Genomic DNA, 19,624 nt, shown 5'->3' with positions numbered 1-19,624 from the left:
ATCAAGTGATCTTTTTTATTTTAGTCCAGATCCAATAAGCTCCCGTTCATTTTAAAGATCGCAATTCATATAAAATTATTTTATAATTTAATTATACTTTCATAACTAGATTATCCTTATGAATCTTGCAGCCTTCGAAGCTTTTGTAAAAGTCATGGAAACCGGCTCTATTTCTTTAGCCGCAGATCAACTCTTCATTACGCAACCTGCTGTAACCAAACGTATTCATAGTTTAGAAGAATATTTTGGTGTGAAACTTTTTGAGTCTGCTGGTCGTGGTGTACAAGCCACACATGCCGCGCATTCACTGCTGCCTAAAGTCAAAAACTGGCTCAATGAACTGGGTGACATTCATCACACCTTGAGTCATGAACAAGGCATGGTCCAAGGCAAACTCAAAATTGGCACCAGTCACCATATTGGTTTACATCACTTGCCGAGCCATTTGCGTAGCTATGTGCAAAGCTTTCCAAATGTCACCTTAGATGTGCACTTTGTCGACTCCGAGCAAGCGCATGAAAAAGTACTGGCTGGCGACTTAGAATTGGCTTTTTTAACGCTTCCACCCAAACTCGATGAACGTTTGCAGTACGTCACCATTTGGGAAGATCCTTTAGTTTTTGTAGCAGCGCCGTTTCATCCGCTAGCACAAATGCAAAACTTACAACTCGAAGACCTGATTCAGTACCCAAGTTTATTGCCTGCGTCACAAACCTATACCAGCCAAATCACCTTGGCAGAGTTTGAAAAACAAGGGCTGAAACCTAAAATCACCATGAGCAATAATCCACTCGAATCGATTCGTATGTTGGCATCGATTGGACTGGGTTGGTCAGTGCTTCCAAAAACGATGATTAACCAAGACCTACAGCAGTTGAATGTGAAGTTCGAAATGAACCGTCAACTCGGTATGGTTTGGCATCCGGGCAGAACCCAATCTCGTGCGGTGCAAGAACTGATTGCAATGATGAACTAAGCTTTACAGGCATTAAAAAACCATCCACAAGGATGGTTTTTTATTTTGCGCGAGCGAATTAAGAAGCACTTATGGCCAGTGCAACCAGCCCAAGCCAAATCACCAGCAAGATCGAACCTGCTACGATATTTGTACCCCCACGATTTTCTAATTCCGTATTGACGTTGCTATTTCCAAATTGGCGAACTTTGGCAATCTGCTGATCGACATGATGCTTGTACAAGGTATTCCCAAACATTCCAAATGCTACGGCCAAGCCAATATTTGCACCAGAACTTTCAATCCCCAAAAATATTTCAACCATCCCTATCGCCACAATCAAACCAATGGCCATAAAGCCATAACTGTACATTTTTCGATAAAATAACCAGACTACACCTAAGAAAAAGGCGGCAATATTAAAGCCTGCATACTGTTTCTTTGGCGTGATTTTTTCAAATTGAGTTTGATAGTAAGACTCATATTTCGCACCGACAAACAGGGCACGATCTTGTTCTAGTTGATTAACTGAAGCGACGTGTTCTAAGGGCGTAGAGTTAGGAAAAGCTTGATGATCAAAAGACATAAATTTCTACTTTTATCTTATTTTTATAAACAGAGGCAAAGCTTCGACGCTCAGCCTCTTTGAGTTCTACTTATTTTTGGATGAGTGAATCTTCATGCAGAGATTCATTCAGCTGATCTACAATAATAGCCCACTCACCATCCGATTTAATTTTTTCTGCCAAAAACTGACGTTGCGCTTCAGTCCAATACTCTGCATCAACAATCTTGGTTTGTGCGTTGAGCTGATGCGTTACAATAAACAAGGCGATGGCCTCTTCACTCGCATCTAAACCGAGTTGCTCAAACAGGTGGGTCATTCTTGGTCGTACACTCATATTTTTCTCCACGCTTATGTTCTAATTTTTCATAGTCAAAATAGCTTTAGCCAAGGTTCAACATAGCATATTTGGTTAACTTTCCAAGATCAGCCCACCTATAGCCCGATATTTTATTATTACTTTACGCACTTTTCATTTTTTACGTCGATGCCTTTCAAATAAAAAAGACTGCCCGAAAGCAGTCTTTTCAAGATACAAAAGACAGATACTTAAATCGACCAGTCTTGGATTTCCCATGCCTGCTCTTTAGCCAATACCTCTAGACGGTCATCTGGATTGACGGCAATGGCGTGGTCGGCATACTCCAGTAAAAAACGATCATTGATGGAATCTGAATAAGCCCAAGACTCGCTGACATCACGCCCTGCAAGCCATTGATCTAAACGCGTCAATTTGCCTTTTTGGTAGCATGGCGTGTTGATCACTTTGCCCGTGTATTTACCCTCAACCACTTCGGCATTGGTCGCAATAATTTCGCTAATCCCAAACTCACGGAAAATCGGTGCCGTAATAAAATCTGAGGTTGCGGTAATGCCGACTAAAGCATGTCCAGCATCGCGGTGTTTTTCAATGGCTGCAAAACCTTCGGGACGCATTTGCGGGCGAATCACTTTGTGCATGAACAGCTCATGCAGTTCAGTGAGGTAGGCATTGTCATGTTGAGTTAAAAACTCAAACACAAATTCATTATAGGCAATCGGGTCGAGCTGCCCGGCTTTGTAGTCTTCATAAAATTTATCGTTCATGGCGCGATGACGAACTGGGTCGACCAAGCCTTCATTCACCAAAAACTCTCCCCAAGAATGATCTGAATCGGTATTTAACAAGGTGTGATCGAGATCAAATAGCGCCAATTTCATGAAAATACTCGTAAAAACTGAAATTTAAGAAAAAATTTGTAAATCTATCTCCGCTAGTCGATAGAAATTCGTTAAGATCATAGCAATTTTAACATTTTTAAACTTTGCTTTTTTCGAGTTGGATACAGAAATAAAAATCCCCGATCGCAAAGTCATAAATTACACAATATTTAGGTAGCCAAATGATCGATTCGGAAGGTTTCCGACCCAATGTCGGGATCATTTTGGCAAACGAGTTTGGACAAGTTTTATGGGCAAAACGCATTGGACACAATGCTTGGCAATTTCCACAAGGAGGTATCCAATATGGAGAAACCCCTGAACAGGCACTTTATCGTGAGCTGAGAGAAGAAGTTGGCTTACTGCCCGAACACGTCCAAATTGTAGCGCAAACTAAAGGTTGGCTGCGTTATCGTTTGCCGCACCGATACATTCGTACAGATTCCGATCCCGTATGTATTGGACAAAAACAAAAGTGGTTTTTACTCAAACTCACTGCTCCCGCTCAGAACATTCGTTTGAATTTGTCTGATCCGCCTGAGTTTGACCAATGGCAGTGGGTCAGTTATTGGTACCCGCTGGGGCAAGTTGTGAATTTTAAACGCGATGTATACCGCAAAGCGATGGTGGAGCTGTGCAATCAGCTCCCTCAAAAAAAGCCTTAAAAAATCTAGACGTCCTACAGATTTTTTAAGGATCTCTTGTTATAAATAAGTTGGACGCACATTATTTTTGGAGTAGACGCGATGTCGAATATGCAACTGGATACCCTTCGACGCATTGTACAAGAAATCAATGCGTCCACCAGTTTGCATGAATCACTCGACATTATGGTCAACCATGTGGCAGAAGCCATGCATGTTGACGTTTGCTCCATCTATTTACTCGACGAACGCAATCAACGTTATTTGTTGATGGCATCGAAAGGTTTAAACCCCGATTCGGTCGGCCATGTTTCACTGCATACCAGTGAAGGCTTGGTCGGTCTGGTGGGACAACGTGAAGAAATCGTCAACCTAGACAATGCACCGAAACATGAACGTTTTATGTACTTACCTGAAACAGGTGAGGAAATTTATAACTCGTTCCTCGGTGTACCGGTCATGTACCGCCGTAAAGTGATGGGCGTGCTCGTGGTGCAAAACAAAGAGTCGCAAGACTTTAGTGAAGCCGCAGAATCCTTCCTCGTCACGCTCTGTGCTCAGCTTTCAGGGGTTATTGCGCATGCGCATGCGGTGGGCAATATCGATGTTTTTCGTAAACCGAGTAATTTACCTGCCTACAAAACTTTCCAAGGGGTACCAGGTTCAGGCGGAATTGCATTAGGTCGTGCTGTCATTCTCTATCCCCCTGCGGATTTGGCGGCTGTCCCTGATCGTGAAGCCGATGACATCAGTGAAGAATTAGAGCTGCTGGATCGTGCCCTCACCTCAGTGCGTGATGAAATCAAATCACTTGATAACAAAATGCAAGATGCCCTTATGGCGGAAGAGCGCGCACTGTTTAGCGTGTTCTTACGCATGTTGGATGAAAATGCGCTGCCAGCGGAAATTAAAGAACAAATTCGTGATGGAAACTGGGCACAAGGTGCGGTGCGTATCGTCATCGACAATCACATCGATCTGTTTGAACAGATGGAAGATGACTATCTCCGTGAACGTGCCGCGGACTTAAAAGATCTCGGACGACGGATTTTGGCCTATTTACAAGAAGCCGACTCCAGTCACCGTGAACTCACCGATGAAAGTATTCTGATTGGGGAGGAAATCTCAACCGCAGCTTTGGTAGAACTGCCAGTCGATAAAATTGCAGCCATCGTAACTACAGAAGGCGCTATGAACTCGCATATGGTGATTGTGGCTCGCGCACTCGGTATTCCAACCGTTGTTGGTGTCACTGAACTGCCGATTAATACCCTCGATGATGTGGAAATGATCGTCGATGCACACCAAGGGCGCGTGTTTATTAATCCACCTCGCCGTTTACGTAGTCGCTATAAAGAAATTCAAAAAGAAGAAGAACTGATTGCCAAAGATTTAAAACAGTATGAAACCAAAGATGCCATCACTCCTGATGGTGTCGCAGTCAAACTGTTCGTCAATACTGGCCTGATGATTGATGTGGTCCGTGGTGTACAACGCGGTGCCAAAGGCGTTGGTCTATATCGCTCTGAAATTCCGTTCATGCTACGTGATCGCTTCCCGGGTGAAGAAGAACAACGTGCGATCTATCGTCAACAGTTGAGCCACTTTGCCAACAAACCTGTGGTGATGCGTACCCTCGATATCGGTGCCGATAAAGACTTGCCTTATTTTTCCATTGAGGAAGAAAACTCAGCTCTCGGCTGGCGCGGTATTCGCTTTACGCTAGATCATCCAGAAATTTTCTCTTCGCAGATTCGTGCCATGCTCAAAGCCAGTATTGGTCTCAACAACCTACACATTCTACTGCCGATGGTAACCAGTGTCAGCGAAGTAGAAGAAGCCTTGTACTTACTGGAGCGGGACTGGGTTGCGGTGCAAGAAGAAGAACAGGTCAAAATCACCAAACCAAAAATCGGGATCATGGTCGAAGTACCAAGTGTCTTATTGCAGATTGAAGAGTTTGCCGAGTTGGTTGACTTTTTCTCAGTGGGTTCAAACGACCTGACACAATACTTACTGGCCGTTGACCGTAATAATCCACGCGTTGCCAATGTCTACTCACATTTCCACCCTGCGGTTTTACGTGCGCTCACCCGCTTAGTTAAAGAGTGTCATAAGTACAACAAACCGGTCAGTATTTGTGGGGAAATGGCGGGCGATCCTTTGTCTGCGATCTTACTGATGGCGATGGGCTTCAATACCCTATCAATGAGCTCAAGTAACATTCTGCGTGTACGCAAAGCCATTTGTCATGTCCCAATGCCAGATGCGGTCGAATTGTTAGAGCGTGCCTTGAAAATGAGTAATCCACTCATTGTGAAAAGTCAGATGGAATATTATTTTAAAACCCATGGTTTGGCCGATATGGTCAAATCCGCAACACGTATTGTGACGGCTTAAAGGTCTTTAAACCCAAAGAACGGACATTAAAAAAGGGAGATAATCATCTGAATATCTCCCTTTCTTGTGCTTGTCATAGCCTCGTTTTGCATTTTTCTTTCGGTCTACAAAGACTTGGCTTTGGTTAACTTCATGCATATGTTTAGCCACGAAGTTGTGAATCACAACTTTTGGCTCAGCTTTCTTCTTTGCCATTTTTTTTCACCTTGTTGATGTGATCATCTTACTGATGATGCGGTAGAAATTTTACGCCTTTTTGAACGTTTTACAAGCGATTTTGGCTGAACCTATATCCCCAACTCATCCGCTATTTTCCAATTCAATTATAGGTTATGGCAATGCTTTATTTTGCACTGCCTTTGATCCATATACTTAAAATGTCGCTTAGCCATAAAACTGTTCTAACAATAAAATCATCGCAATCAACATCATCAATGCCCCAGACACTCGACTGACCACCTTAGCAGCCTGTGGGCGTGTCCCCAAAACTTTCTGCGCACTAAATCCAACCAAGAAATAAACAGCCGCACAACTCATAAGGTGAATTCCCGCCAATAAAACAATTTGAGAGGTGGGCGACAAAGCGGCTTGCGGGTCGATAAAGGGTGGCAATAAAGCCAAAAATAACAGCAGGACTTTCGGATTTAAGCCACTTAAATAAACGCCTCGAATGTACCATGACTTTGACGATGCAATGGCAATCTGATCGCTGCTAATCGTTGCAGGGCGCATCGATAGGCTCAGCCCCATCCACAGCAAATAAACAGCCCCAACACCCGTGAGTACTTGAAGCAATACGGGCTGACTGGTCACCAATGTGCCCACACCCGCAGCAACAATCAGTGCCGCCATCAAATGCCCTGTTAATAAACCGGTCACTGCAGGCAAGACTCTTTTGCCCTGTATCCCCGACGAAATGGCATAAGCCCAATCTATACCTGGTGTCATCACAAACAGGATCGAAACACCCCAAAATGCAATCAAAATATTCAATGACATCCCTTTCCTCTCTTATCCATCACCGTTTTGAGGTTTAATCCAATCAAAACATGATCTGTATCAAATAGTTTTGAAAGGATATCCTTTAGGCTCTAAAATGTGCTTTCAAATATTTGTGCAATAACGCCTAAAAAGGGGAGATTCTTCCACATGGATAAAATTGATAAGAAGATTCTTGCTGAACTGCAAGCCGATGGTCGTTTGTCTGTTACGGAGTTGGCCCATAAAGTCGGGCTTAGTCTCTCCCCCTGTCACCGCAGAGTCAAAGCCTTAGAAGATGCTGGCATAATTAAAGGCTATCGCGCACAGTTGGATATCTCCCAACTCGGCTTGAATTTCTCCACCATTGTTTTTGTGACACTCAAAAATGGCGATAAAGATTCGGTGCAAAGTCTTGAAGAAGCGATTCTTAAGGTTCCTCAAATTGTGAAAGCGCAGCGACTTTTTGGTGACCCCGACTACTTGTTGCATGTCGTGACCTATGACTTGGAAAGTTATCAAAAACTCTATGATGAGCACTTGTCAGCACTGCCAAATGTACAACGTCTCATCTCTACCATGGTGATGAAAAATATTATTTCCAATCGTAGCGTCTTGTTCTAACAAGACTATGCTCTAGGGTCAGCTAAATACCTGTAATTGATCTATCTTTTTCTGAATGGCCTCGTGATTTCAAGAAAATCTGTCCTGCTCGGTGCTAAAAAGTCCTTGTTAATGAATGATGTTCAGCAAAATCGAGAAGCCTCGTTTCAATAAAAAGAAAGTGGCTAGAACATATTCTAAATTGAAGCGTGAATCATATTATTTCTCACCATTTTTTTGTTTGCTTCCCTTGATAAAAGCGCTAGATTAAATCTTAATCACATACAAAATAAGAGCATCATCATGCCACTCGAAAAAGACAAAGATGCAACCATTGTGGTCAAAGATACACCTGACCAAGAAAAGTATGAGTTTCTGAAAGAAAAAATTCGTTATAAGCAGGCCTTGCGCGAAAACTCCAAAAAAATTGACCACCAAAAAGTCCGATTAAACATCCAAGCGGATGCACTGCCAAGCAAAACCTTTTTTATTATGAATGCCTTGGCTGCTGTCATAGCAGGCTATGGACTACTGTCCAACTCGGCTGCGGTAGTGATTGGCGCGATGTTGGTTGCCATGATGCTGGGGCCAATTTCAGGTATTGCCTTGGCTTTAATTGATAACCGATGGCTGCTGTTTAAAACCGCGTTGTCGACCTTGTTACTTGGCGTTGCAATGATTTATAGCATTGGGATCATTTTAGGGCTGGTGAACTATGACCTACCTATGACCAATGAAATTTTATCGCGCACGCAGCCAACCATTTTGGATTTGATGATTGCTTTAGCAGGAGGTGCCGCAGGTGCTTTTGCCTCAGTATCCCCTCGCCTATCTGTGGCCGTAGTGGGCGTCGCCGTTGCGACAGCCTTAGTTCCACCCTTGGTGGCCAGCGGGATTTTATTTGCACATATGGAATGGAAAAACTCAGCCAATGCATTTTTACTGGCAGTGACCAACATCTTCGCCATTCAGATTAGCTCATCTTTAGTCCTTTGGATTGCAGGCTTTAGACGGGGTTCCACCGAAGAAGTGCAGAGTAGTGTCAAAGAATTTCTCAAACGTAATGCTGTTAGCCTAATGTTCTTGGCGCTTTTAGGGATTTATCTCTCACTCAACTTTTATGCGCTGCTCAATACACGGCTGTACGAAAGCAGTACCGAAGCGACCATTAGCACAGAACTCAACCATGCCAATAATATTATTGATACCATCCAATACGATAAAAAAGAGGGTTTCACTTTAGTCCGTGTCTCTATCCGTGGAGATATTCCGCCTAGCCCATCGCAAATTGCAGCGCTCAATCAAAAGCTATTGCCAGACTTGAACGATAACCCAAACATTGTTCAAGTCCGCTTTATTCCGATTGATATTATTCAGGCTGAAGACAGCCCCAACGTCAAACTCGAACAAGATGAGGCGCAAAAGCTTTCAGTACAATAACGTGCTTTAAGCTGAAAATGCTCTATGCAGCAGTCGTTCTACGTCGGGTTGTTTCATCTCAAGCATCCCGACAACCCGACCATGAAATGGACTATAACGGCTTTGAATAAAGCCATCAGCCACATAGTCTGGTGCATGCCGTTTCAGCAGGACTGCTTGTGCCAAAATCACTAAACGGCTGACCAAACTGCGCCCCATAAATTGTAGTACTTCAGGTGTCTGTTGGAACAACTGAAATAGATTTTGCAGCTCTTGTTTCAACTGTTCATCTTGCATAGCCGTGGTGGCCAAATCTTGAAACAGGATTTCAATCGATTCTACATCACGGCTGATAGCACGCAGCACATCCAAACACATGACATTGCCTGAGCCTTCCCAAATGGTATTGACTGGGGCTTCTTTAAAAATACGTGCCATCATGCCGTTGTCGACATAGCCATTACCACCAAAGATTTCCATCATTTCCCCTGTCAGCTCAACCGCACGTTTACATATCCAGAACTTCGACGCTGGGGTCATAATACGTTTCCATGCTACGGACAGCGCATCCTCCGCTTCATAGCAATGTGCCAAATGAAAACTGAGTTGCATCGCCGCTTCTGTTTCTAAGGCTAAATCTGCCAATACGGCGCGCATCAGCGGTTGTTCAGCCAAATGCTTACCAAAGGCTTTGCGCTGACGGGTATAGGCAAGGCATTGCACCAAGGCTTGTCTAAGCATGGCAGTACTGCCCACCGAACAGGTCAAACGGGTATAGTTCGCCATTTCAATGATGGTGGGAATACCGCGTCCAGCTTCCCCAATCATGATGCCCCACGCCTCTTTAAATTCGACTTCCGAGCTGGAGTTACTACGATTGCCCACTTTGTCTTTCAACCGCTGGATATGGATCGGGTTCTTGGTTCCATTCTCCAACCAACGTGGTACAAAGAAACAGGCCAGACCATCCTGTTCCGTCTTCGCCACCACCAAATGCGCATCACACATCGGTGCAGAAAAAAACCATTTATGCCCTGTGAGTAAATAGGCTTGACCGCGCCCTGACTCTGCGACTGGCACAGCAATGGTTTCATTGGCACGCACATCCGAACCACCTTGCTTTTCGGTCATGCCCATGCCTAGCCAAATCGATTTTTTCTGGCTAATCGGTACATCACGTTCATCGTATTCTGTCGAAAGTAACTTATCGCCTATTTTGGCCCACAGTTCAGGTTCGCGTTGAATCAGTGGAATACTGCCTAAGGTCATCGAGTTTGGGCACAAGTTTCCACACTCCACCTGCCCTGCCAGATAAAAACGTGCTGCCCACTCGACCCATTTTGAAGATGAATTGGGCTGATTAAACGGATGTGCATGGGTATCGAACTGACGATTTAACCCCATCCATTTATGCCATGCGGGATGAAACTCAATAGAGTCTTTACGGCGTCCGCGTGCATCGAAAGCATGCAATATAGGCGTATGCTTATTGGCGAGATCGGCATATTGATAATATTCCGCTGAACCAACGGCTTTTCCCATCTCTGTGAGTCTTGCCTGATCCTGACTGCCATAATGAGCCAATATTTCTTGTAAAACGGTATCGGTTTCAAACAGGTTATAATTTTCCAGTTCATCAAACTGATTGCTGATTTGATGGGTCATCCATGCGGTATTCATATCACTTTGCTCTTGTTATGCTGTGCTTTTCATTTCAGTATAGAGAAAAATTGTGTCTGCCATGTTCAGCTTTGTGCTATGAAGAATCCTGAGATCCAAGTCCGTCGTAGACCGCGCCAATCCAGAGCCAAGCTCACCCAAGAAGCTTTGCAAGAAAGTTTTGTTCGGCTTTTGCATGAGAGCCATGCACACGAAATTACCATTCGGGAAATTACCGATGTGGCGGGAGTCGGTTTAGGTACCTTTTATGAGTACTTTTCAAAGAAGGAAGATTTGGTTGCATTGACCATTCACCAGCATGTGAAAACTAATGCGGAGCAGCTAAAAAGTTATGCACAAAGTCTAATGGAGTTATCCACAAAATTGAGTTTTGAGGACTATTTACAGCAGATTATTCACTTTCAGCTTGATCAAATTCAGACTCGACAGTTTCTTTGGGCGCAGACTTTTTTACTCGAACGACAGGTTTCAAACATTGAAAGTTACCGTAAAAGTTATGCCATGATGGTGCAAATGTGGCACAGCATACTTAAGCCTTATATTGAAAATGAAGTGCAAATCCAGCAAATGAGTTTAAATGTGCAGCGGGTCTGTTATGGCTTTGTGTCGCAAGCCTTGTTGGTCGAGCCTGAGTTTGGGGAGTGGGATGAGCTTGAAAAAGATATTGTTCAAAGTTTAGGGAAGCTTAATTTTTAATAAAAATAACTTTTTTGAAGTTAAATATCCTTTGTGATTGGCAAAACATAGCAAAACTGCTTACAAAAAAGATTACTTATTTCAAAATGGGCTTTTCCTTAATTGCTTTTTCTTTACATTTTAATTTTAAACAATTGATATTTAAAATAATACTTAAAACCAGCTTCGTATAAGCCTATTAGGTTAAATAGACATAAATTTTAGTCTTATTAACTTAACTATTTTTTATTTCTTTTATAATTTTCAATCTTTTTCCCACCAATGTCTTATAAATTCTTAATTGAGTTTCAGTAGTACCAATAATGTATTGATCTGCATTAAAAGCTAATTTTCTATTAATTTCCTTAACAAAATCTATAGATACGTAATTTATGCCTTTTTTAAAGCGGTCGGATCTATTGATCATATATCCCAATTTAGGAGAAATCGCATAAAAAAAGTCTGCTTCATCTTCAGATGGAACAGCCATATCATTTTCGTTTATTGCTTCATGTACGTTAATAATTGGATGATCTGACGTTATAAAATCCTCATTTGTTTCATTGATTAATAAGCAATGTTTATCAATTTTTCGTGTTTCGAAAAAACTTTTTCCTAAATTCATACCAAACATATAACTAATGAACCACCAAGATTCTTTATAAATTTTCTGTAACTCTTGGTTTGCTTGACCGGCTATGATTTTATCTCTGAATGGTTTAGTTCTAGCAATTTGGTGTCCCCAATAGCTCATAAATTTACACATATTTTGAATGTCATCTAAAACTGTTAAATCGCAGCTTTGTAAGCTTTTTAGGACAACATCAACACCTTTCTCATGTGCCGTATGAAGATTTTCTATTGTATTGCTCTTAAACGCTTCAATATGAGATAGAACCTTCTCATTTCTTTTTCCTGATTTTATATATATAGATTCTGCTGCTTGTAATTGTAAGAATGGAGCTAGATAAAGTTTATGATGCTTCTGTAGTTCTTCTGGTGATTGCTTTGATATAAATAAGATTAGTTTTAAATGTTGCTCTGTAATGTACTGGTACCTATATAAGTCTTTTTCTTTAGCAATTGCTTTGACGCTGTCATGAGCTATTTTAAGTTTTTTTGTTGTATACCATACATCTGAGTTATTTAAGGACCAATTTTTTAAGTAATTAGCCCATACATAGTGATTTTCTCTTTTTAGCTCTAATTGCTTAGGTGTTAATTCCATTTTACTTTTTAGTACCATTTTAAAGAATTATTAAAATTAACATAACCTGAATCTTGGATAAGGAATTGACTTGAAAAAGAGAAAGACTAGAGCCATCAGTTGAGTTACCACACCAAACTCACAGCCCTAGTCCTTATGTTCGATAGTACCCAATTATTATGCGTCATTGATGATTTTTTTCTAAAATTCGAATCAATCTATTGGAGATTTCTAAAACAGAACTTTCAACGACTAAGAAGTCGGCCTGCTCAGCTCAGTATTTCTGAAATTATATTTATTGCTGTTTGGTATAAGTGCTCTCATTTCAATAATTTCAAAGCATTCTTTACATCATTAAAATTGGACAAAAACCATTTATTTAAACAGCTTCCTTGTTATCAACGCATGATTCATCTGATTAATGTCCATCAACTGGCTTTACATGCCTTGCATTTCGCTTTGATGAAAGATCAGCAAAGTTCTTATTTATGGATCGATTCAACAACATTAGCTGTCTGTAAAAACCAGCGAATACAACGGCATAAATCTCTAGCAGCAATTGCAACCCGTGGTAAAAGTTCTATGGGGTGGTTCTTTGGCTGTAAGCTGCATGTGCTTATGAATCAGTCTGGTGAAATGCTCAGTACAGCTTTATCAAATGGGCATACAGCAGATATTAAAATGGTTGAACAGTTAGTCAAAGGAATGACTGCCAAATTGTATGCGGATCGTGGCTATATCAGCCAAGATTTAAAAAGCAGGTTAAATGATCAAGGTATTGATTTAATTACGTATCATCGGAAGAACATGCGGACTGTTCAACTCTGTGCACAAGATGAATATCACTTAAAACAACGCAATAAAATAGAAACTTTATTCAGCTTGCTGAAAGGGACGTACAATTTAGTGACAACTAGAGCTAGAAATGTTGCAGGCTATTTAGCTGGTATGTATGCATCTTTATGTGCTTATCAAATATGTCATCAGAATAAGCCGATGATTCGGGTTATGGAAATATCGGCTTAAGCAGGATTCGGGTTAACATAGTACACACTATACAAAAATAAACTTCTAAATTAAATAATATCAGCACCTTATGATCTATAAAAAAACCGCCCTTAAGGACGGTTTTTTATTTCAATCAAACTACTTCACATCAAAACGGTCTGCATTCATTACTTTCACCCAAGCGGCAACAAAGTCTTTTACAAACTTCTCTTTGTTGTCATCTTGCGCATAAACTTCTGCATATGAACGTAAAATCGAGTTTGAACCAAACACTAAATCTACACGTGTCGCCGTCCATTTCGTTGCCCCTGTCGCACGGTCTACAATTTCATAACGGTTTTTACCCACGGGTTTCCAGTTATATTTCATATCCGTTAAGTTCACAAAGAAGTCATTGCTGAGTACACCCACACGAGCCGTCAACACGCCTTCTGGTGTACCTGCATAGTTTGTGCCGAGTACACGCATACCACCGACGAGAACCGTCATTTCAGGTGCAGTTAAACCCAGTAATTGTGCACGGTCTAACAACATTTCTTCAGGTTGTACGCTGTAATCTTCTTTGACCCAATTACGGAAACCATCATGCTTAGGCAATAAGTCTTCAAAAGAATACACATCTGTTTGTTCTTGAGTCGCATCGCCTCGTCCTGCAAGGAATGGAACTTTGATATTCACACCCGCAGCATGCGCCGCTTTTTCAACAGCTGCCGTACCGCCTAGTACAATCAAATCTGCAATACTGACTTTTTTCGCCAGACCCGCCTGAATTTCTTCAAGCTTCGCCAAAACTTTGGCTAAACGCTCAGGCTCATTGCCCACCCAGTCTTTTTGTGGCGCAAGACGGATACGCGCGCCATTGGCACCACCACGGTAGTCGGAACCACGGAAAGTTCGTGCACTGTCCCAAGCGGTATTAATCAATTCAACCGAAGTTAAACCACTATTTAGCAACTGCGCTTTTAAGTCTTCAATTTCAGCTTCAGACAAAACATAATCGACCGATGGAATTGGATCTTGCCAAATCAGATCATCATTCGGTACATCTGCACCTAAGTAGCGGGATTTTGGTCCCATGTCACGGTGAGTGAGCTTGTACCAAGCACGCGCAAACACTTCAGACAAGTAAGCTGGATCTGCATAAAAACGCTCTGAAATTTTGCGGTATTCAGGGTCCATTTTCAGCGCCATATCAGCATCGGTCATCATTGGGTTGCGGCGTACATTGGGGTTATGTGCATCAACAGGTTTATCTTCCTCTTTGATGTTAATCGGTTCCCATTGTTTCGCACCCGCAGGACTGGTGGTTTTTTCCCATTCATAAGTGAACAACAGGTAGAAAAACTCGTTATCCCATTTGGTCGGGTGTGTGGTCCAAGCCCCTTCTAAACCACTGACCATGGTGTTCGCGCCATTGCCTGTACCTTCTGAGTTATGCCAACCGAGACCTTGGAATTCTACATCCGCGCTTTCGACATCTGCCCCTAAGTTTTCAGCTTTACCATTTCCGTGCGCTTTACCTACGGTGTGACCACCCGCAGTGAGTGCGACAGTTTCTTCATCATCCATTCCCATACGGTCAAAAGTAACACGCATGTCTTGTGCCGTACGAAGTGGATCTTGGACGCCATCAACCCCTTCTGGATTGACGTAGATTAAACCCATTTGTACCGCAGCTAATGGATTTTCAAGCGATTTACGGTCTTGGTCATTGGCATAACGGTTTGCTGTTGGTGCCAGCCATTGACGCTCTTCACCCCAGTAAATGTCTTTTTCAGGCGCCCAAATATCTAGACGACCACCACCAAAACCAAAGGTTTTCAGACCAGCTTCTTCATAAGCCACGGTCCCTGCAAGAACGATTAAATCGCCCCATGAAATTTTGTTGCCATATTTACGTTTGATTGGCCACAGCAGGCGACGGCCTTTATCGGTGTTGACGTTATCAGGCCAACTGTTGAGGGGTGCAAAACGTTGGTTACCTGTGTTGGCACCACCACGTCCATCTTGTTTACGGTAAGAACCTGCCAAGTGCCATGCGGTACGCACAAACATCCCAATGTAACTGCCATAGTCAGATGGCCACCATTCTTGGCTGCTGTTGATGAGTTCACGAAGATCTTGTTTCACCGCTTCTAAATCCAATGATTTGAATGCGGTTGCATAGTCAAAATCAGGATCCATCGGGTTGGTTTTTTTATCGTGTTGCGACAGGATGTCTAGATTGAGCGCATTGGGCCACCAATCAGAATTATTGGTGCTGGCTAAACTCGTTTGTCCGCCATCTTTCTGGTGAAATGGACAACCTGATGCTTGCATATTCTGTGTCATGTCGAGCTCCAAATTTGATCATCAAATTATGATTATCATGAACCGTTTAAAGTAATTATTACTGTTCTAACATAGCCCCTTTTGATGACAATCTAAAGCGAGTTTTACGAATAAAAACAATCGGATTATTCTATGTAAATATTTAAGAAAGAAAGAATTTTAGCTTTTCAATAAGATAAGATCCGACGAAAAAATAGCAGCAAGGAAAGCTTTTGATGCGAGGTTGATGGGCATTTTCAATTGAGCTTATCGATCAAAACTCAGACAAGCCTTACTAGCAATGAGCGCGGCTCAGATTGAGCCAAAATTAAACAAAAAAAGAGGCATACTTTCGGTTTTTAGATTTTTTTTGAAAGATATTTTGGTGATGTCCTTATGGTCTCGGTGATGACTGTTTTGCCAGCCATCACCTGATCTTATACTTAAAGCGTTCATTACACGCTTAAACGTCGACCTTCTCTTAAACAGACAAACGGATTCATCAGCTTTGAGCTATTTTTCATCGCCACTTTTAAGTCAATTTCAGGTTGTTCACGACTTTCATCGGTCAGCTGAAAGGTGCGATAGTGAATGGCCATCGAGCATTTGGCATGCAGGTCTTTATGCGCTTGAAAGGCATCTTGCGGATTCATATGCATATAGCGCATCAGCTCACGCGGTTCATACGCCCCGATGGGCAGTAATGCAATTCGCGGTGCACCAAAACGTTGATGCAGCTCTTTAAAGTACGGTGAATAACCTGTATCTCCCGCAAAATAAGCATAGTCAGCGCCACAGTGAATATTAAACCCACCCCATAACGCACGGTTTTGATCGCGCAGCCCACGGCCAGAACCATGCTGTGCTGGGGTATAGACCAGTTTTAAATCATGCAGACGCGCCGACTGCCACCAATCCATTTCCAATACTTGTAAGTGCTTGGGTAAATACCATCCATTGCCTAGCCCTGTGTAAATTGGCATGGCGAAACGCTCATACAACCAGTTCAGACTGGCAATATCCATATGGTCGTAGTGGTTATGGCTCAAAAGCACCGCATGGATGGTCGGTAAATCTTCCAAGGCAATGCCAGCAGGCATAACACGGCGTGGACCTCGCCCTTGCTTCGGACTGACATGTTCAGCCCACACAGGATCGGTCAATAAGTTATAGGGCCCAATTTGGAGTAATACCGTGGCATGACCCACAAACCAAACCTGCCAATCATTTAAATCGGCATGAGGCCGATCTTGTGGCAGGCTTTTTTTATCGGCATGAAAGTGCGCATACTCTTGTGCCAAATCCACATTCCATGTCGAGGATTTACGCTTAATCAACCATTTCAGCAAGTCACCTCGGCTACGGCCCTCAGGTCGACGAACCGAATTGACAAAGCGAGTCCCGTTATAATGGTCGGAGTGTAGAAACTGAAATTCGGGCTGCCGCCATGTATGGGACATGGTATTTTCAGTCGGAATTTGATAATGGAGTTCAGTTGATTTTGGCTTCATTTAACGTCGTTATCTTTATTGCAATACACCAGTAACAGGACCAGTTTTGAAAACTGACCTCTACCTTAACCTATTCCAAGCGTCCTTGCATTCGCTCTAACCACACTTTTTTTGATTGCGGCTTCACAAAGAGTGCCACAATCTCTGGATGATTTTGTTTAATTTTTGCTTCAATGCGATTGACGCATGCTTCTATCTCATCGGTAGTGAGGTGATCTTCAAATTCTACACTCAACGAGGCCAAAACCTGTTTGGCGCCCATTTGCTCGGTCAGTAAGCCGTTGGCCGACAGTACACCTTCATCGTCTTGGGCAATTTTTAAGATATTTTGCCGTACATGCAGGTCTGCGGTTTCCCCAAGCAGCAAACCTTTGGTTTCTCGAGCCAGTAGAAAAGCAGATACCGCCAAAACCAGCCCAATCAGGATGGATGCCACCCCATCCAGTGCAAGCATATTTAAACGATGTGCCAAATAAATACCGAGAAAGGCAATCAATAGACCAATTAATGCAGCGGAATCTTCAAACAAAACGGTAAACGTGGTGGGGTCTTTACTGCGTCGAAAGGCCTCAAAATAACCTTGCTGACCTTTCGCCTTACGAAACACTTTCAGGGCAACACACCATGAAGTCCCCTCACTGACAAATGCAAAGCCAAGCACAACATAATTGATGGTCGGATTTAAAATCGGTTCAGGGTGCAAAATGTGCATGATCCCATTATACATAGACACCAGTGCCCCTAAGGCAAAGACCATGAGAGATACAATGAAGGCCCAAAAATACAGCTCTCGTCCGTAGCCAAAAGGATGATTAAAATTGGCAGGTTTATTTGACTTCTTCAGTCCATATAACAGTAAAATTTCGTTTAAGGTATCCACAACAGAGTGAATGGCTTCACTCAACATGGCAGAGCTGTTGGTCAAATAAGCCGCAATAAACTTTACCAGCGCAATGGCTAAATTACCCAACAGCGCGGCATAGACCACCAGTTTATTTGAATCTGCCATATCGATTTTTAGCCCATATGTTCAATTAAATTATATTTATGTTTTTATCATATCCAATTTCAGCAAAACGCAATTGTATTTTTATGTAGTTCACCTCTCCTGATTTTCAGGTGATTGGTATGAACTATTTTTAGTATTTAATTAATACCTTTTAGCAATTATTAAACCGGTTATTTCATATACGAAAGTCTCAAAAATCAACCCAAGATCATTTATTTTCTAAATAATTGAATCATCTTCACGGCATCATTGTTTATCGATTATACTTTACCGCAGTCATGGTAAGACATTTTTTGGATTAGTCAGTGGGTTATTTATATGGAACTTAGACACCTTCGCTATTTCATTACTGTTGCTGAAGAACTGAACTTTAGTAAAGCAGCACTGAAACTTTATACCGCTCAACCTTCATTAAGTCAGCAAATCAAAGACCTTGAGGAAGATGTCGGTGTGCAGTTATTGTATCGAACCAAGCGAAAAGTTGAACTCACGGAAGAAGGCGCTGTTTTCCTTGAACAAGCACGTCTCACCTTGGCTCAGGCAGACAAAGCGGTCACTATGGCACGCCAAGTGTCACAGGCCAAACAGCAGATGCTCCGCATTGGTTTTGTCCCTGTGGCGGAAATGAAAATCTTTCCTTATGTACTGCCCAATTTACGAGTACAAAACCCAGAGTTAAAAATTGAGTTGTTCAGTATGAACAATACTGAGCAACTACGTTTGCTAAAAAAAGGGGAGTTGGACATTAGCTTTACACGAAATAATGTCCATAGTGATGAAATTGAAAGCCAGTTTGTACTGCGTGAACCACTCATTTTCCTGTTGCCGACAGATCATCCTTTGGCCAAATATGAGCGAATCCCTGTTGAAGCATTAAATGGCATTGATTTTATTATTCCCGCAGCCGAGCAGTCACAGACTTTACACCAGACCATTTTAGAATTTGCCAAAGCCCACAATATTGAATTTAACATTGTGCAAAAAGCTGACAACATCCTATTCAATATCAACGCGATTGGCTTGGGGCTCGGCTGTACAATTTTACCCGGTTACATTGCGCCACTTAGCATGAACAACACTGTAATTCGTCCACTTGAGGTTGAGCTGCCGTATTTGGATCTGTATGTGAACTACCGTAAAAATAACAGCTCACTGGCAGTGACTAAATTTTTAGAATTACTGACTCGGGTATTTTATTTGGATATTAACCGCGAATAAATCCGCAGTGAGTCCTAATTATTCATCCCATTCGGCGCGCCACTGTTTTCTGAATAAATAGCTACGCGCCTTTCTCATAGAACTATACGCTGTAAGACAAGCGTATTTTCACCCTTTTGTTTTTCAGCGATGTCGATGACATCTCGCTTTTTCATTTGTATTCTTTTTAAGCTAGGATAGGCTAAGAAAAACAGGCTTTTGTCAGGTTCCCTACAACTGAAGTCCAAATACAAACTGATGCT

Annotated in this window: 18 protein-coding genes; 8 read left to right on the top strand and 10 right to left on the bottom strand. The window is 42.2% G+C overall.

Annotated elements, in window-relative coordinates; all coding sequences use genetic code 11:
• Positions 1 to 118: 118 nt before the first annotated feature.
• The gene (locus GVX98_RS01970; RefSeq protein ID WP_004692542.1) at positions 119 to 976 is read left to right on the top strand and encodes a LysR family transcriptional regulator; all 858 of its coding nucleotides are present in this window, start codon (positions 119 to 121) and stop codon (positions 974 to 976) included.
• Between the two features lie 58 nt (positions 977 to 1,034).
• Here GVX98_RS01970 and GVX98_RS01965 read toward each other — a convergent pair whose 3' ends face one another.
• The 3 genes from GVX98_RS01965 to GVX98_RS01955 all read right to left on the bottom strand — a co-directional run bounded on the left by GVX98_RS01965 (position 1,035) and on the right by GVX98_RS01955 (position 2,720).
• The gene (locus GVX98_RS01965) at positions 1,035 to 1,541 is read right to left on the bottom strand and encodes a DUF2628 domain-containing protein (protein ID WP_159127115.1); all 507 of its coding nucleotides are present in this window, start codon (positions 1,539 to 1,541) and stop codon (positions 1,035 to 1,037) included.
• 70 nt (positions 1,542 to 1,611) lie between these two features.
• Complete coding sequence (locus GVX98_RS01960) at positions 1,612 to 1,857, bottom strand: DUF2789 family protein (RefSeq protein WP_058868869.1); 246 nt, start codon at positions 1,855 to 1,857, stop codon at positions 1,612 to 1,614.
• A gap of 212 nt (positions 1,858 to 2,069) precedes the next feature.
• Positions 2,070 to 2,720, bottom strand: coding sequence for an HAD family phosphatase (locus GVX98_RS01955; protein ID WP_159127114.1), 651 nt, complete (start codon positions 2,718 to 2,720; stop codon positions 2,070 to 2,072).
• Between the two features lie 182 nt (positions 2,721 to 2,902).
• Between GVX98_RS01955 and GVX98_RS01950 the strand changes: the two genes are divergently transcribed.
• On the top strand, positions 2,903 to 3,385 hold the full coding sequence (locus GVX98_RS01950) for an RNA pyrophosphohydrolase (protein WP_004692547.1): 483 nt from the start codon (positions 2,903 to 2,905) through the stop codon (positions 3,383 to 3,385).
• Positions 3,386 to 3,466: 81 nt separating this feature from the next.
• Positions 3,467 to 5,764 (top strand): phosphoenolpyruvate--protein phosphotransferase, encoded by a 2,298-nt coding sequence (gene ptsP, locus GVX98_RS01945; protein ID WP_159127113.1) that lies wholly within the window; start codon positions 3,467 to 3,469, stop codon positions 5,762 to 5,764.
• A gap of 6 nt (positions 5,765 to 5,770) precedes the next feature.
• On the opposite strand, the gene GVX98_RS01940 is transcribed toward ptsP, so the two are convergent.
• Both GVX98_RS01940 and GVX98_RS01935 read right to left on the bottom strand, forming a co-directional pair.
• Positions 5,771 to 5,959, bottom strand: coding sequence for a hypothetical protein (locus GVX98_RS01940; protein WP_004978921.1), 189 nt, complete (start codon positions 5,957 to 5,959; stop codon positions 5,771 to 5,773).
• Between the two features lie 189 nt (positions 5,960 to 6,148).
• Entirely contained in the window at positions 6,149 to 6,763 is a 615-nt protein-coding gene (locus GVX98_RS01935) for a LysE family translocator (RefSeq protein WP_159127112.1), read from the bottom strand.
• Between the two features lie 150 nt (positions 6,764 to 6,913).
• Between GVX98_RS01935 and GVX98_RS01930 the strand changes: the two genes are divergently transcribed.
• Positions 6,914 to 7,366, top strand: a complete 453-nt coding sequence (locus GVX98_RS01930) for an Lrp/AsnC family transcriptional regulator (RefSeq protein WP_010325833.1) — start codon at positions 6,914 to 6,916, stop codon at positions 7,364 to 7,366.
• 282 nt (positions 7,367 to 7,648) lie between these two features.
• A complete protein-coding gene (locus GVX98_RS01925; RefSeq protein ID WP_159127111.1) occupies positions 7,649 to 8,785 on the top strand; it encodes a DUF389 domain-containing protein in 1,137 nt (378 codons plus the stop codon).
• Between the two features lie 6 nt (positions 8,786 to 8,791).
• Here the strand turns inward: GVX98_RS01925 and GVX98_RS01920 are convergent, their stop codons facing one another.
• Positions 8,792 to 10,444, bottom strand: coding sequence for an acyl-CoA dehydrogenase family protein (locus GVX98_RS01920; protein ID WP_159127110.1), 1,653 nt, complete (start codon positions 10,442 to 10,444; stop codon positions 8,792 to 8,794).
• A 78-nt stretch (positions 10,445 to 10,522) separates the two neighbouring features.
• Here GVX98_RS01920 and GVX98_RS01915 point away from each other — a divergent pair, with 78 nt between their 5' ends.
• A complete protein-coding gene (locus GVX98_RS01915; RefSeq protein ID WP_159127109.1) occupies positions 10,523 to 11,140 on the top strand; it encodes a TetR/AcrR family transcriptional regulator in 618 nt (205 codons plus the stop codon).
• A 214-nt stretch (positions 11,141 to 11,354) separates the two neighbouring features.
• Here GVX98_RS01915 and GVX98_RS01910 read toward each other — a convergent pair whose 3' ends face one another.
• Positions 11,355 to 12,347 carry a DUF4238 domain-containing protein gene (locus GVX98_RS01910; protein WP_159127108.1) on the bottom strand — a complete coding sequence of 331 codons (993 nt, stop codon included), beginning with the start codon at positions 12,345 to 12,347 and terminating at the stop codon, positions 11,355 to 11,357.
• Between the two features lie 135 nt (positions 12,348 to 12,482).
• On the opposite strand from GVX98_RS01910, the gene GVX98_RS01905 reads away from it, so the two are divergent.
• On the top strand, positions 12,483 to 13,352 hold the full coding sequence (locus GVX98_RS01905; protein ID WP_159127107.1) for an IS982 family transposase: 870 nt from the start codon (positions 12,483 to 12,485) through the stop codon (positions 13,350 to 13,352).
• Positions 13,353 to 13,472: 120 nt separating this feature from the next.
• Here GVX98_RS01905 and katG read toward each other — a convergent pair whose 3' ends face one another.
• From katG to GVX98_RS01890, 3 genes are all read right to left on the bottom strand, one after another.
• The gene (gene katG / locus GVX98_RS01900) at positions 13,473 to 15,665 is read right to left on the bottom strand and encodes a catalase/peroxidase HPI (RefSeq protein WP_159127106.1); all 2,193 of its coding nucleotides are present in this window, start codon (positions 15,663 to 15,665) and stop codon (positions 13,473 to 13,475) included.
• Positions 15,666 to 16,099: 434 nt separating this feature from the next.
• Positions 16,100 to 17,155, bottom strand: a complete 1,056-nt coding sequence (locus GVX98_RS01895) for an MBL fold metallo-hydrolase (RefSeq protein WP_159127105.1) — start codon at positions 17,153 to 17,155, stop codon at positions 16,100 to 16,102.
• Between the two features lie 70 nt (positions 17,156 to 17,225).
• Positions 17,226 to 18,164, bottom strand: a complete 939-nt coding sequence (locus tag GVX98_RS01890; RefSeq protein ID WP_159127104.1) for a cation diffusion facilitator family transporter — start codon at positions 18,162 to 18,164, stop codon at positions 17,226 to 17,228.
• A gap of 318 nt (positions 18,165 to 18,482) precedes the next feature.
• Here GVX98_RS01890 and hcaR point away from each other — a divergent pair, with 318 nt between their 5' ends.
• On the top strand, positions 18,483 to 19,382 hold the full coding sequence (gene hcaR / locus GVX98_RS01885; protein ID WP_004978898.1) for a DNA-binding transcriptional regulator HcaR: 900 nt from the start codon (positions 18,483 to 18,485) through the stop codon (positions 19,380 to 19,382).
• Positions 19,383 to 19,624: the final 242 nt, after the last annotated feature.

The sequence above is a fragment of the Acinetobacter sp. 8I-beige genome (assembly GCF_902505955.1).
Classification (GTDB): domain Bacteria; phylum Pseudomonadota; class Gammaproteobacteria; order Pseudomonadales; family Moraxellaceae; genus Acinetobacter; species Acinetobacter johnsonii.
This window is presented reverse-complemented; position numbering and strand designations above follow the sequence as displayed.